Origin of the sequence: Bradyrhizobium sp. F1.13.3, from assembly GCF_040548265.1 — a bacterium.
GTDB lineage: Bacteria > Pseudomonadota > Alphaproteobacteria > Rhizobiales > Xanthobacteraceae > Bradyrhizobium.
Genome location: NZ_JBEPRI010000002.1, coordinates 77,583 through 90,814, shown reverse-complemented (window position 1 = coordinate 90,814; position 13,232 = coordinate 77,583). Strand labels below are relative to the sequence as shown.

Annotated in this window: 15 protein-coding genes; 6 read left to right on the top strand and 9 right to left on the bottom strand. The window is 64.9% G+C overall.

The features are described from left to right. Window positions 1–26: 26 nt before the first annotated feature. From ABIB66_RS05255 to ABIB66_RS05245, 3 genes are read left to right on the top strand one after another with little or no spacing between them, the layout of a single operon-like run. On the top strand, window positions 27–356 hold the full coding sequence (locus ABIB66_RS05255; protein WP_007597704.1) for a YbaB/EbfC family nucleoid-associated protein: 330 nt from the start codon (window positions 27–29) through the stop codon (window positions 354–356). Window position 357: 1 nt separating this feature from the next. Next, complete coding sequence (gene recR, locus ABIB66_RS05250) at window positions 358–960, top strand: recombination mediator RecR (RefSeq protein WP_275172876.1); 603 nt, start codon at window positions 358–360, stop codon at window positions 958–960. A 26-nt stretch (window positions 961–986) separates the two neighbouring features. Beyond that, window positions 987–1,424, top strand: coding sequence for a hypothetical protein (locus tag ABIB66_RS05245; RefSeq protein WP_354206259.1), 438 nt, complete (start codon window positions 987–989; stop codon window positions 1,422–1,424). Window positions 1,425–1,568: 144 nt separating this feature from the next. On the opposite strand, the gene ABIB66_RS05240 is transcribed toward ABIB66_RS05245, so the two are convergent. From ABIB66_RS05240 to ABIB66_RS05230, 3 genes are all read right to left on the bottom strand, one after another. Beyond that, window positions 1,569–2,933, bottom strand: coding sequence for an AmpG family muropeptide MFS transporter (locus ABIB66_RS05240; RefSeq protein WP_354206261.1), 1,365 nt, complete (start codon window positions 2,931–2,933; stop codon window positions 1,569–1,571). An 86-nt stretch (window positions 2,934–3,019) separates the two neighbouring features. After that, on the bottom strand, window positions 3,020–3,322 hold the full coding sequence (locus tag ABIB66_RS05235) for a GIY-YIG nuclease family protein (RefSeq protein WP_354206263.1): 303 nt from the start codon (window positions 3,320–3,322) through the stop codon (window positions 3,020–3,022). Window positions 3,323–3,384: 62 nt separating this feature from the next. Continuing rightward, a complete protein-coding gene (locus tag ABIB66_RS05230; protein ID WP_247357676.1) occupies window positions 3,385–4,584 on the bottom strand; it encodes a DNA recombination protein RmuC in 1,200 nt (399 codons plus the stop codon). Window positions 4,585–4,755: 171 nt separating this feature from the next. Between ABIB66_RS05230 and def the strand changes: the two genes are divergently transcribed. The 3 genes from def (at window position 4,756) to truA (ending at window position 7,074) form a co-directional block, all read left to right on the top strand. Next, window positions 4,756–5,280, top strand: coding sequence for a peptide deformylase (def, locus tag ABIB66_RS05225; protein ID WP_007604684.1), 525 nt, complete (start codon window positions 4,756–4,758; stop codon window positions 5,278–5,280). A gap of 133 nt (window positions 5,281–5,413) precedes the next feature. Then, entirely contained in the window at window positions 5,414–6,337 is a 924-nt protein-coding gene (gene fmt, locus ABIB66_RS05220; protein WP_354206268.1) for a methionyl-tRNA formyltransferase, read from the top strand. Further along, on the top strand, window positions 6,337–7,074 hold the full coding sequence (gene truA, locus ABIB66_RS05215) for a tRNA pseudouridine(38-40) synthase TruA (RefSeq protein WP_354206270.1): 738 nt from the start codon (window positions 6,337–6,339) through the stop codon (window positions 7,072–7,074). The genes fmt and truA overlap by 1 nt, the downstream gene beginning before the upstream one ends. Window positions 7,075–7,241: 167 nt before the next feature. Here truA and dapE read toward each other — a convergent pair whose 3' ends face one another. From dapE to argB, 6 genes are all read right to left on the bottom strand, one after another. Further along, window positions 7,242–8,408, bottom strand: a complete 1,167-nt coding sequence (gene dapE, locus ABIB66_RS05210) for a succinyl-diaminopimelate desuccinylase (protein ID WP_354206272.1) — start codon at window positions 8,406–8,408, stop codon at window positions 7,242–7,244. Further along, window positions 8,405–9,058, bottom strand: a complete 654-nt coding sequence (locus ABIB66_RS05205) for a DUF805 domain-containing protein (RefSeq protein ID WP_354206274.1) — start codon at window positions 9,056–9,058, stop codon at window positions 8,405–8,407. The genes dapE and ABIB66_RS05205 overlap by 4 nt, the downstream gene beginning before the upstream one ends. A gap of 131 nt (window positions 9,059–9,189) precedes the next feature. Further along, window positions 9,190–10,035 (bottom strand): 2,3,4,5-tetrahydropyridine-2,6-dicarboxylate N-succinyltransferase, encoded by an 846-nt coding sequence (dapD, locus tag ABIB66_RS05200; RefSeq protein WP_354206276.1) that lies wholly within the window; start codon window positions 10,033–10,035, stop codon window positions 9,190–9,192. Between the two features lie 193 nt (window positions 10,036–10,228). After that, window positions 10,229–10,918, bottom strand: coding sequence for a pyrimidine 5'-nucleotidase (locus ABIB66_RS05195; protein WP_354206278.1), 690 nt, complete (start codon window positions 10,916–10,918; stop codon window positions 10,229–10,231). A 204-nt stretch (window positions 10,919–11,122) separates the two neighbouring features. Continuing rightward, window positions 11,123–12,109 carry a DUF1036 domain-containing protein gene (locus ABIB66_RS05190; RefSeq protein ID WP_063996732.1) on the bottom strand — a complete coding sequence of 329 codons (987 nt, stop codon included), beginning with the start codon at window positions 12,107–12,109 and terminating at the stop codon, window positions 11,123–11,125. 185 nt (window positions 12,110–12,294) lie between these two features. After that, on the bottom strand, window positions 12,295–13,182 hold the full coding sequence (gene argB / locus ABIB66_RS05185) for an acetylglutamate kinase (RefSeq protein ID WP_007597683.1): 888 nt from the start codon (window positions 13,180–13,182) through the stop codon (window positions 12,295–12,297). Window positions 13,183–13,232 lie beyond the last annotated feature (50 nt).

Genomic DNA, 13,232 nt, shown 5'->3' with positions numbered 1-13,232 from the left:
GCCAAATTTTTCCAAGGACAGCACCGATGGTCGATATTTTCGGCATGATGAAGCAGGCGCAGCAGCTGCAATCCAAGATGCAGGAGATGCAGGATCAGCTCGCCAACGTCGAGGTCGAGGGCATCTCCGGCGGCGGTCTCGTCGCCGTGCGCATGACCGCGAAGATGGACGTCAAGGGCGTCAAGATCGATCCCTCGCTGATGAAGGCGGAAGAGCGCGAGGTGCTCGAGGATCTGCTCGTCACCGCGTTCGGCGAGGCCCGCCGCAAGGCGGAAGCCGCCATGCAGGAGAAGATGCAGTCGCTCACCGGCGGGCTCGGTCTGCCACCGGGGCTGTCGGGGTTGTTCGGCCAGTAGGATGGGCGCTGTTGCGGGTCCTGAAATCGAGCGGCTGGTCCAGCTTCTCGCGCGGCTGCCGGGCCTCGGCCCGCGCTCGGCGCGGCGCGCCGCGCTGCATCTGATCAAGAAGCGCGAAGCGCTGATGATGCCGCTGTCCTCGGCCATGCAGGTCGCGCTCGACAAGGTCCAGGTCTGCAAGACCTGCGGCAACATCGACACGCAAAGTCCCTGCACGGTCTGCACCGATCCGAGGCGCGATCCCTCGATCATCGTGGTCGTCGCCGACGTTGCCGATCTCTGGGCGCTGGAGCGGGCTAATGCCACTCAAGGGCGCTATCACGTGCTGGGCGCGACATTGTCGCCGCTCGACGGCGTCGGCCCGCAGGACCTCACCATCGAGGCGCTGGTCGCGCGCGCGCATGAGGCACAGGTGCATGAGGTCATCCTGGCGCTGAATGCCACCGTCGACGGCCAGACCACCGCACACTACATCACCGACCTGCTTCAGGACGCCAACGTAAAAGTAACCCGGCTCGCCCATGGTGTGCCGGTCGGCGGCGAGCTTGATTATCTCGATGAAGGTACGCTATCGGCCGCGATGCGGCAGCGCACCCTGTTCTAGCCATCCAGACTTACGGAACAGACGACATGACGAAACTTTTCGCCACACGATGGGCTTTGGTCGCAACGCTGACGATGCTGGCCACGCCGGCCGTCTCCGCGCAGCAGGACGACGGGGCTCCGCCGCCGTCGAAGCCCGGCAAGCCGATCAATGCCGGCGAGGTGCTGTCGGGCGAGCTGAACACGATGAAGGTGCGCGACGTCAAGAACGTCGGCAAGCGGGTTGCGACCTACCAGATCACCTCCGAGCCGCGCCGGCTGCCGCCGCCGAGCGGGCTGTGCAATCTCGAGACCGGCCCCGAAACCTTCCAGCTCGTTCCGAGCGGCGACGCGCAGGCCGCACAGCTGAAGACGTTCGCCGGCAAGGAGATCTCGGTCAAGGTCGACGAGATCGCCTGCGCCAGCGATCCGGGCCAGATGAGCGAAGCCGTGATCACGAAGTGGAGCCTGATCAAGAAGCAGTAGGGGCACACGCGATGTCCTCACCGCGCTTGCGGTGTCATCGCCCGGCTTGACCGGGCGATCCAGTACGCCGCGGCTTCTCGGTCAGTCACATCTTTCTCTGGAATACTGGATGCCCCGCCTTCGCGGGGCATGACAGCAGTGGTGTCAAACCCTTACCGGCCCCAGCGTCTCGAAATGTCCGCGCTTCTGCAGCCAGGCCAGCAGCACCAGGCTCGGGATCGCCACCAGCATGCAGATCACGAAGAACAGCGGCCAACCGGTGGTATCAGCCACGAAGCCGGCGCCTGACGAGAGATAGGTCCGCCCCACCGCGGCAAGTGCGGTGAGCAGCGCATATTGCGTCGCCGTGTGCAGCGGGTTCTGGCAGAGCGCCGAAAGATAGGCGACGAAGATCACCGTGCCGATGGCGCTGGTGAAGTTCTCACAGGTGATGGCGAAGGCGAGCGCCCATTGGCTGGTACCGACGAAGGCCAGCCAGGAGAAGGAGAGGTTCGCGAGCGCCTGCACCACGCCGCCGATCCAGAGGCTGCTCGCAAGCGAATAGCGCCGCGCGACGAAGCCGCCGGCAAAACCGCCGATCAGCGTCGCAGCGAGGCCCACGCCCTTCACGATCGCCGCGTAGTCGTTGCGGGAGAAGCCGAGGTCGATCACGAACGGCGCGGTCATCGTGCCGGAGAAGGCGTCGGTGAATTTGAACAGCACGACGAAGGCGAGCGCGGCGAGCGCGTCTTTGCGCGTCAGGAATTCGGAGAAGGCGCCGATCGCCGCGTGCAGCACGCGCGCGAACGCGGTCTGCGTCTGCGTCGCGGCTTCCGCCCGCACCGACTGCTCCGGCTCGGTCGCGACCAGCGCTGTGATCGTCCCGATCAGCACCATCGCCGCCATCACCACATAGCCCCACATCCAGGCCGAGGTGCGGGTGATGCCGGTGCTCTCGAAGCCCGAGACGATGAACAGCGCGCCGGCGGTCGAGACCAGCATGCCGATGCGATAGGCCGCGACATAGGACGCCATCCCGGCGGCCTGCTCGCTCTCCGGCAGGCTCTCGACCCGGAAGGCGTCGACCACGATGTCCTGCGTCGACGAGGCCGTCGCCACCAGCAAGGCGCCGAGCGCGACATAGAACGGCGAGCGCGCGGGATCGGTCAGCGCCAGCAGCAGGATGGCGACGATCAGCAGCAATTGCGAGAACAGCAACCAGCCGCGTCGCCGCCCGAACGCGCGCGTGAACAGCGGAACATGCATCGCATCCACCAGCGGCGCCCACAGGAATTTCAGCGTGTAGGGCGTGCCGACCAGCGCAAACAGCCCGATGGTCTTGAGATCGACGCCGGATTCCCGCATCCACACCAGCAGTGTCGAGCCCGACAACGCCAGCGGCAGCCCGGACGAGAAGCCGAGGAACAGCACGATCAGCACCCGCGGTTGCAGGTAAACGGCAAGGCTGTCACGCCAGGAGGTGGGGGCCGTGCCGGAGCCGGCAGGGGAGGTCGCGTCGGGTGCGGTCATGGCAGGGTGTTAGCAGATTCTGGCCGCCACAAGTGAGGTGTCGTCGCCCGGCTTGACCGGGCGACCCAGTATCCCAGAGGCGGGAGTTATGGAGGACCCGCGATCCCCGCATAGAGATCGTTCCAATCAGGATTATCCTTCTCGATCAGCGCAATCTTCCAGGCGCGCTTCCATTTTTTCAGGCGCTTCTCGCGTTTTATCGCATTCTCGGGATCATCGAATTGCTCGAAATAGACTAGCTTCACAACGTCATATTCCTTCGTGAAGCTCTCGACTAACTGCAATTTGTGTTCGGCCACACGGCGGATGAGATCGTTCGTTACGCCAATGTAAAGCGTGCCGCCCATCTTGCTGGCGAGAATGTACACGTAGTAGCAGCGCCCGCCCATCTGCCGCCTCTGGGATACTGGGTCGCCCGGTCAAGCCGGGCGACGACAGTGTGTTCTATATTCTACTCCCCCGCCTGAAGCTTCCTCGGGAACAACTCGGCAGCACCGGTGGCCACGAGATGCGGCGCTTCCGGTGCATCGCTCTTGCTGAAATCGAGTTCTTCGATGCGTCCGGCGCGCTTCTCGATCTTGTCGGCGGAGATCAGCACCTGCCGCACGTCCTCGTTGGCGTCGGCAAAGTGCTTCTGCAATTTCAGCACGCGGTCGCGCAGGCGGCCGAGGTCGTCGCCGAGCTTGATCACTTCGGTGCGGATCTGGTCGGCGGCATCGCGCATGCGCGCGTCCTTCATGATCTGCTGCATCACCTGGATCGCCAGCATCAGTAGCGACGGCGACACCAGCACGACGCGGGCGCGATACGCCTTCTGGATCACGTCGTCGAAACCGTCATGGATCTCAGCGTAGACCGATTCCGACGGCACGAACATCAGCGCCATGTCCTGGGTCTCGCCGGCGACGAGATATTTTTCGGCAATGTCGCTGACATGCTTCATGACGTCGCCGCGCAGCCGCTGCGTGGCGATCCTCTTTTCCTCGTCGGTGCGCGCGTCATGCAGCGCGGTCATCGCTTCCAGCGGAAATTTCGCGTCGATGCAGAGTGGCCGCTGGTCGGGCAGGAACACGACGCAGTCCGGGCGCTTGCCGGTCGAAAGCGTGAACTGGAACTCGTAGGCGCCCTTCGGCAGACCGTCCTGGACGATCGCCTCCATCCGCGCCTGACCGAAGGCGCCGCGCGACTGCTTGTTGGCGAGCACGTCGCGCAGGGTCGTCACCTGTGTGGTGAGGTCGGTGAGGTTCTTGTGCGCGCTGTCGATGATGCCGAGCCGCTCGTGCAGCGCGCGCAGGCTCTCCATGGTGTTGCGGGTGGTGTGCTCCATGGATTGGCCGACCCGGTGGGTCACCGAATCCAGCCGCTCGTTGACCGCGCGTGCCATGTCGGCCTGGCGGCCGGCCAGCGTCTGGGTCATGGCGTCGACGCGCCCCGAAGCCTCGCTCTGGGCATGCAACATCTGGCTGATGCGCTCCTCGAGTTCGTCGGCGCGGATCGCGTTGGCCATCGCGAGTTCCGCGCCGCGCCGCCCGGAGCGCGCGATCACGACTGCGATCACCACCATCAGGATGAGGACCAGGGCGCCGAAGCCGATCAGCGCGTCCACGGTGCGCACCGGCCAGTCGCCGAGCATGAAAATGATCTCGTTCATGCCCCTGCTTCTAGCCGATTCGCTTGGGGGCACGAACGAATAGCGAACATTTATGGTAAACGCCCTGTTAATTTTTATGGTTAACGAAACCCGAAGTTTTATGGTTAGTGGAGGGTTAACAGGGTTCCCGGCCGGATTGACCGCATCGAACGCGCGGCTTAAATCGCGGCCATGGCCCTCAGAGAAATCATCATCCTGCCCGACAAGCAGCTGCGTCTGGTCTCCAAGCCGATCGAGAAGGTCACGCCGGAGATCCGCAAGCTTGCCGACGACATGTTCGAGACCATGTATGACGCGCCCGGCATCGGGCTCGCGGCGATCCAGATCGCGCAGCCGTTGCGGCTGATCACCATGGACCTCGCCAAGCCCGATCAGGACGGCGAGACCAAGCCCGAGCCGCGCGTCTTCATCAATCCGGAAATCATCGCCTCCTCGGAGGACCTGTCGGTCTACGAGGAAGGCTGCCTGTCGATCCCCGAATATTACGAGGAGGTCGAGCGCCCCGCGAAGGTGCGGGTGCGCTACATGGATCTCGACGGCAAGGTGCACGAGGAGGATGCTGAAGGCCTCTACGCCACCTGCATCCAGCACGAGATCGACCATCTCAACGGCGTGCTGTTCGTCGACTATCTGTCAAAGCTCAAGCGCGACCGCGTGCTGAAGAAGTTCGAGAAAGCCGCCAAGCGCGCGGAGTGAGTAGGTTCTTTCTCACCGTCATGGCCGGGCTTGACCCGGCCATCCACGCCTTGCTTGCTTTGTCGCCAAGACCGTGGATGCCCGGGACAAGCCCGGGCATGACGGAGAAACAAGCCTTACCGAGCGCCGCCACATGCCCCTCCGCCTGATCTTCATGGGCACGCCCGATTTCTCCGTGCCGACGCTGCTCGAGCTCGTCGCGCATGGCCACGAGATCGCGGCCGTGTATACGCGCGCGCCGAAGCCCGGCGGCCGCCGCGGCCTGCAATTGCAGCCGACCCCGGTGGAAGAGGCCGCGCGAAAGCTTGGCATTCCCGTGCTGACGCCGAAGACGTTGAAAACGCCGGAGGCGCTGGAAGAATTTCGTGCCTTCGACGCCGATGCGGCGGTCGTCGTCGCCTATGGCATGATCCTGCCGCAGGTGATCCTCGATGCGCCAAAGCTCGGCTGCTACAATCTGCACGCCTCGCTGCTGCCACGCTGGCGCGGTGCCGCTCCCATCAACCGCGCAATCATGGCCGGCGATGCCGAGAGCGGCGTGATGGTGATGAAGATGGATGTTGGCCTCGACACCGGCGACGTCGCCATGGCGGAACGGCTCGCGATCACGGACAACATGACCGCGGCGGATCTGCACGATCGTCTGTCCCGGCTCGGTGCCGATCTGATGGTGCGCGCCATGGCCGCGCTCGACCGCGGCGGGCTCCAGCTCAAAAAGCAGAGCGAGGACGGCGTCACCTATGCCGCCAAGATCGACAAGGCCGAAGCGCGGATCGACTGGACCAGGCCCGCGCGCAAGGTGCTGCGCCATATCCACGGCCTGTCGCCGTTTCCCGGCGCCTGGGCCGAGCTTGAGAATGCGCGGGTGAAGATCCTGCGCTGCGAGCTGGCAAAAGGCGCGGGCGCACCCGGCGAGGTGCTCGACGATCACCTCACCATCGCCTGCGGCGATGGCGCAATCCGCCTTATCGAGCTTCAGCGCGAAGGCAAGGCACGCATGCAGGCCGCGGACTTCCTGCGCGGCGTGCCGCTCAAGCCGCCGATGCGGCTGGCCTGATGCCCCGCTACAAGCTCATCATCGAATATGACGGCGCGCCGTTCTTCGGCTGGCAGGTGCAGGAGACGCTGCCCTCGGTGCAAGGCGCTTTGGAGGCTGCCGTCAAGGCGATGACCGGCGCGGATGCGCGTGTGCACGGTGCGGGCCGCACCGATGCCGGCGTGCACGCGCGCGGCCAGGTCGCGCATGTCGATATCGACAAGCAGTTTCCGCCGGGCCGTTTTCGCGACGGCTTGAACGCGCATCTGCGTCCGCATCCGGTGGCGGTGCTCGAAGCGGACATCGTGCCTGAAACGTTCGAGGCGCGCTTCTCGGCCGTGAAGCGCCACTACCGCTACCGCATCGTCAACACCCGCGCCAATCTCGCGCTCGATGCCGGCCACGCCTGGCGCGTGCCGCGCCGGCTCGACGCCGATGCGATGCATGCGGCGGCACAGCGCCTGCTCGGCAAGCACGATTTCACCACCTTCCGCGACACCGAGTGCCAGGCCAGGTCGCCGGAGAAGACGCTCGATCAGCTCGACGTGCTGCGCGACGGGCGCGAGATCACGATTCTCACTTCGGCGCGCTCGTTCCTGCACAGCCAGGTGCGCTCGATGGTGGGGTCGCTGATGTGGGTCGGCGAAGGCCGCTGGACCGCCGACGATCTCTCGGCCGCGCTCGCAGCCCGCAACCGCGCCGCCTGCGGCATCGTCGCCCCGCCGGACGGGCTGTATCTGATGCAGGTGGATTATTGATTGGGGTGAGGGCGCGCGCTCTCGCTACATCCACCACTGTCATGCCCCGGCTTGACCGGGGCATCCAGTACGCCGCGGCCTCTCGGCTCAGTCGCTGCCGTCTCTGGAATACTGGATCGCCCGATCAAGTCGGGCGATGACAGCGGAGTTTGGGCGGGCAGAAGAGCCTACCCAAAATACCTCGCCAAGATCCCGCGATACACCTTCGTCAGCTGATCCAGATCCCCCACCGGTACGCGTTCGTCGACCTGGTGCATGGTCTGGCCGACCAGGCCGAATTCGATCACCGGGCAATAGCTCGAGATGAAGCGCGCATCCGAGGTGCCGCCTGAGGTCGACAGCTCCGGCTTGCGGCCCGTCACCTCCTCGATCGCGGACACCGCGAGTTCGGTGAACGGGCCGGGCTTGGTCACGAACACGTTCGAGTTCGAGGGCTCCCAGACGATGCGGGCGCGGATGCGGTTGCCGCAGGCTTTTGTCAGCCGCGTCTCGACCAGCTCGCGCAGGCTCGCCTGGGTGTGGTTGTCGTTGTAGCGGATGTTGAACTTTGCGCGGGCCTGTCCCGGGATGACGTTGTTGGCGGTGTTGCCGACGTCGACCGAGGTGAATTCGAGATTGGAAGCCTGGAATTGCGCGCTGCCATGGTCGAGCGGCTCGTCCGAGATGGCCACGATCAGCCGCGAGATATCAGGCACCGGATTGGCGGCGCGGTGCGGATAGGCGACGTGGCCCTGCACGCCGTCGACGTACAGCGTGCCGGATTGCGAGCCGCGGCGGCCGACCTTGATGGTGTCGCCGAGGGTCTCGACATTGGAGGGCTCGCCGAGCACGCAATGGTCGAATTTCTCGCCGCGCTCCGCCGCCCACTTCAGCAGCTTGATGGTGCCGTTGATGGAGACGTCTTCCTCGTCGCCGGTGATCAGGAACGAGATCGAGCCCTGTCCGTCCGCGCGCGGCTTGCCGTCGTTCGCGGCGAGATGCTCCAGCACCGCGGCAACCGAGCAGGCGATGCCGCCTTTCATGTCGACCGCGCCGCGGCCGTGCAGAAAGCCGTCCTTCACCTCGCCGGAGAACGCGCCGACGCTCCAGGCGCTTTCGTCGCCCGGCGGCACCACGTCGGTGTGGCCGGCGAAGGTGATGTGCGGCCCGTCAGTGCCGATCCGCGCATAGAGATTGTCGACGTCGGCGGTGCCGGGCTCGCTGAAGGTGACGCGGTGGCATGTGAAGCCTGCCGCGTTGAGGACATGTTCGAGCACACCCAGCGCACCGGCATCGGCCGGAGTTACCGAGGGGCAGCGGATGAGATCGCGGGCAATCGAGAGAGCATCGGTCATGCGCCCCGCTTAACATGCATGCCGCCGGGTGGGCTAGCACTGGGCGGGACAAATTCGATCTCGCTCTGCTGGTCCCAGCTTTTTGCCGCAGGGGAGGCGGGCGCGGAGCCATCTTCAACGTCGGCCAGTGGATCGGGGCCGAACCGGTTGTCGCCGGAGGTGCCGGGCACAATGAACATTTCCACGAGGCCCCAAAACCACGGAATGTGCACGGCCCAGGCGAGGGCAAGAACCCAGTTTGATTCGGTGGGCAGCAGGTCCGAGAACTGGTCGAACAACGCGGGCACGACGAAGAACGGAACCAGCCACCAGCCGCTCCGGTCGCGATCGTGCAGCCGCTTGGTCGCGGTCGCGAGATAGATCCACAGGAATAGCAAATTGCCGAACACTTTGAGGACGAGGGTCGCGCGATCGGTCGTAGCCAGCTGACGATAGGCCCTGGGATCGACCGCGTTGAAGATGTCGTCGACACCGAAATCGAAGTCGAAATTGAAGTTGAAGGCGAAAGTTGCGGCCCCGTTCAGCACCTTGATGGCCTGGTCGATCATCCCGAGCAGCGCCGCCAGCACCATGACGATGAGCAGAGCCTGCCACAGCAGCGCGCGGTTGATGCGGCCGTCGAAGCGGAACAGATACCAGGTCCAGTCCATGCCAAAGGCTCCGGGCGGGAGAGGTCGCCCGAATGTTGGTCGCGATGGGGGGAGGGCGGGTTCGATGGACCCTTGGTGTCGTCCCGGCCCCCGTGCGCATTGCGCACTAGGCCGGGGCGACGATCGACGGATCAATCCCGCAGCAGCTCGTTGATGCTCGTCTTGGAGCGCGTGCGCTCGTCGACGCGCTTGACGATGACGGCGCAGGCGGTGCTCGGGCCAATCTGGCCATTCTTCATGGGCTTGCCGGGCAGCGCGCCGGGAACGACGACCGAATATTCCGGCACTTCGCCGATGAAGATCTCGCCGGTGTCGCGATCGACGATCTTGGTCGAGGCACCCAGGAACACGCCCATCGACAGCACCGCGCCCTTGCGCACGATCACGCCTTCGGCGACCTCGGAGCGCGCGCCGATGAAGCAATCGTCCTCGATGATCACGGGCTCGGCCTGCAGCGGCTCGAGCACGCCGCCGATGCCGACGCCGCCGGAGATGTGCACGCGCTTGCCGATCTGCGCGCAGGAGCCGACCGTCGACCAGGTGTCGATCATGGTGGATTCATCGACATAGGCGCCGAGATTGACGAAGGACGGCATCAGCACGACGTTGCGGGCGATGAAGGCGGAGCGGCGCACGATGGAGCCGGGGACGGCGCGGAAACCGGCGTCGCGAAAGCGGTTCTCGCCCCAGCCGTCGAACTTCGAGGGCACCTTGTCCCACCAGGTCGCCTTGCCGGGGCCGCCGGGAATGGCGCCCATGTCGTTGAGGCGGAACGAGAGCAGCACCGCCTTCTTCAGCCATTGATTGACCTTCCACTTGCCGTCGGCGTCGCGCTCGGCAACGCGGGCCTCACCCTTGTCCAGAATCTCCAGCGCGTGATCCACGGCCTCGCGGACCTCGCCCCTGGTCGAGGTCGAGACGCCGTCGCGCGCCTCGAAGGCGCCGTTGATGGTGGATTCGAGGGCGGACAGGGACATCGGGATTTCCTCAGAGACAGGCGGGAATTTTGACGGATTGGAGCGCTTTTTCGGGATTTGGGGGGACGGAGTCAAGCTTGGTTCGGGGTCATCACCCGCGAAGACCGTAGCCCGGAAGGAGCGAAGCGCATTCCGGGGCGGTCTCACCGCAACAAACCCCCGGATTTCGCTCGCGCTCCATCCGGGCTACGATTCAATGGGACAGCCTCTCCAAAAACCCCGACAGATCATCCGTGACATGGTCGACATGGGCCGCATCACGGCCCGCCAGCTCCCAGTCCTCGCGCACGACCTCTTTCGTCCCATCCGGCACCACCAATACGGTGGTCATGCCGAGCTCGTGCGGGACGGTGAGGTTGCGGGCGAGATCTTCGAACATCGCGGCGCGGGTCGGATCGACCACGTGGTCGGCGAGAAACTTGCGGTAGGTCTGCGGCGCCGGCTTCGGCTCGAATTCGGCGGCGATGATGTCGAACACGCCGTCGAAATGCGTGGCAAGGCCGAGCCGCGCGAGCACCGCATCGACATGATCGACCGAGCCGTTGGTCAGGATCAGCTTTCGTCCCGGCAGTTTTGCGATGGCCTCGCCCAGCGCAGGGTTAGGCTCCAGTGGCGAGTGGTCGATCTTGTGGACGTAGGCGAGATAGTCGTCGGCGCGGACGCCATGCAGGGTCATCATGCCGCGCATGGTGGTGCCGAAGCGCTGGTAATAATCCTTCTGGATCTTGCGCGCTTCCACCGGCGTCAGATTCAGCCAGTTGCAAACGAACTCGGTGATGCGAGCATCGACCTGCTGCCACAGATTGACGTGGTGCGGATAGAGCGTGTTGTCGAGGTCGAACACCCAGGTGTCGACATGAGCAAAGGCGCGGGGTGATTTCATTTTCACTCTCTATCCGTTGACCGCAGCGGCGGCGCCCCACCCTCAATCGTCGTCCTGGCGAAAGCCAGGACCCATACTCCGTGACCGATCATTGGGGCACTCTGGTCGTCGTTCTTCGCCAAACCCAATCCTGGGGTAATGGGTCCTGGCTTTCGCCAGGACGACAGCGGAGTGCGTGGCACCGGAACGATCACAGCTCCACCATCACGGCATCGCAAACCGCAGCGTCTTGCCGCCGCTCGACATGTCCACCGCGCCGAAGCCCGTCGCCGCGAAACCGCGCGCGCCGCAGTCGGTCTGCTCGTTGGTCTCGAACTTGGTCTCGCGCGTGCAAAGCTGCCTGTCGCCGCCCCAGTTCAGTGGCTTGTCCTTCAGCTTGACGATTCGATTGTCGGCGTCGATGGCTTCCGCGAAGCTGAAGATCTGCTTCGGCTGGCCGCTCACGTCAGGGTGCAGGCAGGTCTTGGGGTCGATGCGATACCAGCCGCGGCTCGTCACCGACTTGCCGTCGTCGGTGGCGACCGCCGCCATCACCTTGTGCGTGGTGTCGTTGCACCAGGTGAGGCCGGTCGCAGACGGCGTCTGCACGGCATCGACCATGGTCTTGAAGAAGTTCGGCGACGACAGGATGTCGGACGACAATCCGCGGCTCTTCAGGAAAGCGGCCAGCGCGCCTTGCGTCTTCGGCCCGTCGACGCCGTCGATCGGCGCGGCGTCGTAGCCTGCGATCACCAAAAGCCGTTGGATGCCGGCGAGGCGGGCCTGCTCGTCGTCATATTCGGAATCCTCCGCGAGATAGGCGACGAAATTGCCGTCCGCGCCTTGCGTCGGGGTAATCTGGGTGAAGGCGGCCTGGGTCTGGCCGCTGCGGCACTGCCGCGCGGCCGCGATGACGAAATTGTCCTGCGCGACGCACAGCGTGTCGCTGCCGTTCTGCGGGATCGGGGATGCGCCGTAAACGCCGAGCGCGCGGGCGTTGAGCAGGATGCGGTCGGCGGAGAGCGTGCCCTGCACCACTACGCGGCAGGTGGCGGGGTCGATCCTGAACCAGCCACGCGTCGCGGTCGCCGCCTTGTCGTCGATGCCGATCGCGGCCTCGACGACATAGGACATCCGATTGCAGATCTTGAGGTCGGCGAAAGCCGGTGCGGAGGAGAACACGAACGAGATGGCCGCGGCAGGGAGGGTCATCAGGAAGCGTGTGAAGGCGGAACGACCGTGCCGCCGAGCTCTCCGCTCGTCACGCCCGGGCTTGTCCCGGGCATCCACGTCTTTGCCACCAGAAGAAAGGTCGTGGATGGCCGGGACATCTTCGCGAAGACGCGCTTCGCGCTGTTGCCCGGCCATGACGGCTTTCATGCGTGGCGCCTCATCTCTCACTTGTGGATCAGCGTTCCCGTGCCCGTGTTGGTGAAGAGCTCGAGCAGCACCGCATGCTGCATCTTGCCGTCGATGATGACGACGCCCTCCACGCCCTGTTCGAGCGCGTAGATGCAGGTCTCGACCTTCGGGATCATGCCGCCGGAAATGGTGCCGTCGGCGATCAGCTTCCGCGCGTCCTTGACCGAGAGCTGCGGGATCAGCTTCTTGGACTTGTCGAGCACGCCCGGCACGTCGGTGAGCAGCAGCAGCCGCTTTGCCTTCAGCGCGCCGGCCACGGCACCCGCGAAAGTGTCGGCGTTGACGTTCAGCGTCTGGCCCTCTTTCGAGGTCGCGAGCGGCGCGAGCACCGGAATCAGCTCATAGCCGATCAGCTGGTTGAGCAGCGTGAGATCGACTTTCTCGGGATCGCCGACGAAGCCGAGATCGACCGCCTTCTCGATGTGCGAGTCCGGATCCATGATGGTGCGCGTCGTCTTGGACGCCTTCACCATGTTGGCGTCCTTGCCGGACAGGCCCACGGCCTTGCCGCCGGCCTCGTTGATGTAGCCGACGATCTGCTTGTTGACGGAGCCGGCAAGCACCATCTCGACGATCTCGATGGTCGCGGCGTCGGTGATGCGCAGGCCGGCGGCGAATTCCGAGACGATGCCGAGGCGCTTGAGCATGGTCGCGATCTGCGGCCCGCCGCCATGCACCACCACGGGATTGATCGCGGTCTGCTCGAGCAGCACGATGTCGCGGGCAAAATTCTTCGCGGTCTCCTCGTCGCCCATGGCATGGCCGCCATACTTGATGACGATGGTTTCCTCGTCATACTGCTGCATGTGCGGCAGCGCTTCGGACAGGATGCGGGCCTGGTCGAGCGGAGAGATTTCGGTCATGAGGCGGATCTCGCTGGCGGGATACTCGGGCCGCGTTCTATCCGATTGGC

Coding starts and splice junctions, on each gene's coding strand:
- fmt (WP_354206268.1), top strand. CDS start 5,414: ATGCCCCTCCGCCTGATCTTCATGGGCACGCCCGATTTCTCCGTGCCG.
- def (WP_007604684.1), top strand. CDS start 4,756: ATGGCCCTCAGAGAAATCATCATCCTGCCCGACAAGCAGCTGCGTCTG.
- ABIB66_RS05240 (WP_354206261.1), bottom strand. CDS start 2,933: ATGACCGCACCCGACGCGACCTCCCCTGCCGGCTCCGGCACGGCCCCC.
- recR (WP_275172876.1), top strand. CDS start 358: ATGGGCGCTGTTGCGGGTCCTGAAATCGAGCGGCTGGTCCAGCTTCTC.
- ABIB66_RS05230 (WP_247357676.1), bottom strand. CDS start 4,584: ATGAACGAGATCATTTTCATGCTCGGCGACTGGCCGGTGCGCACCGTG.
- truA (WP_354206270.1), top strand. CDS start 6,337: ATGCCCCGCTACAAGCTCATCATCGAATATGACGGCGCGCCGTTCTTC.
- ABIB66_RS05190 (WP_063996732.1), bottom strand. CDS start 12,109: ATGACCCTCCCTGCCGCGGCCATCTCGTTCGTGTTCTCCTCCGCACCG.
- argB (WP_007597683.1), bottom strand. CDS start 13,182: ATGACCGAAATCTCTCCGCTCGACCAGGCCCGCATCCTGTCCGAAGCG.
- dapD (WP_354206276.1), bottom strand. CDS start 10,035: ATGTCCCTGTCCGCCCTCGAATCCACCATCAACGGCGCCTTCGAGGCG.
- ABIB66_RS05235 (WP_354206263.1), bottom strand. CDS start 3,322: ATGGGCGGGCGCTGCTACTACGTGTACATTCTCGCCAGCAAGATGGGC.
- ABIB66_RS05205 (WP_354206274.1), bottom strand. CDS start 9,058: ATGGACTGGACCTGGTATCTGTTCCGCTTCGACGGCCGCATCAACCGC.
- dapE (WP_354206272.1), bottom strand. CDS start 8,408: ATGACCGATGCTCTCTCGATTGCCCGCGATCTCATCCGCTGCCCCTCG.
- ABIB66_RS05255 (WP_007597704.1), top strand. CDS start 27: ATGGTCGATATTTTCGGCATGATGAAGCAGGCGCAGCAGCTGCAATCC.
- ABIB66_RS05245 (WP_354206259.1), top strand. CDS start 987: ATGACGAAACTTTTCGCCACACGATGGGCTTTGGTCGCAACGCTGACG.
- ABIB66_RS05195 (WP_354206278.1), bottom strand. CDS start 10,918: ATGAAATCACCCCGCGCCTTTGCTCATGTCGACACCTGGGTGTTCGAC.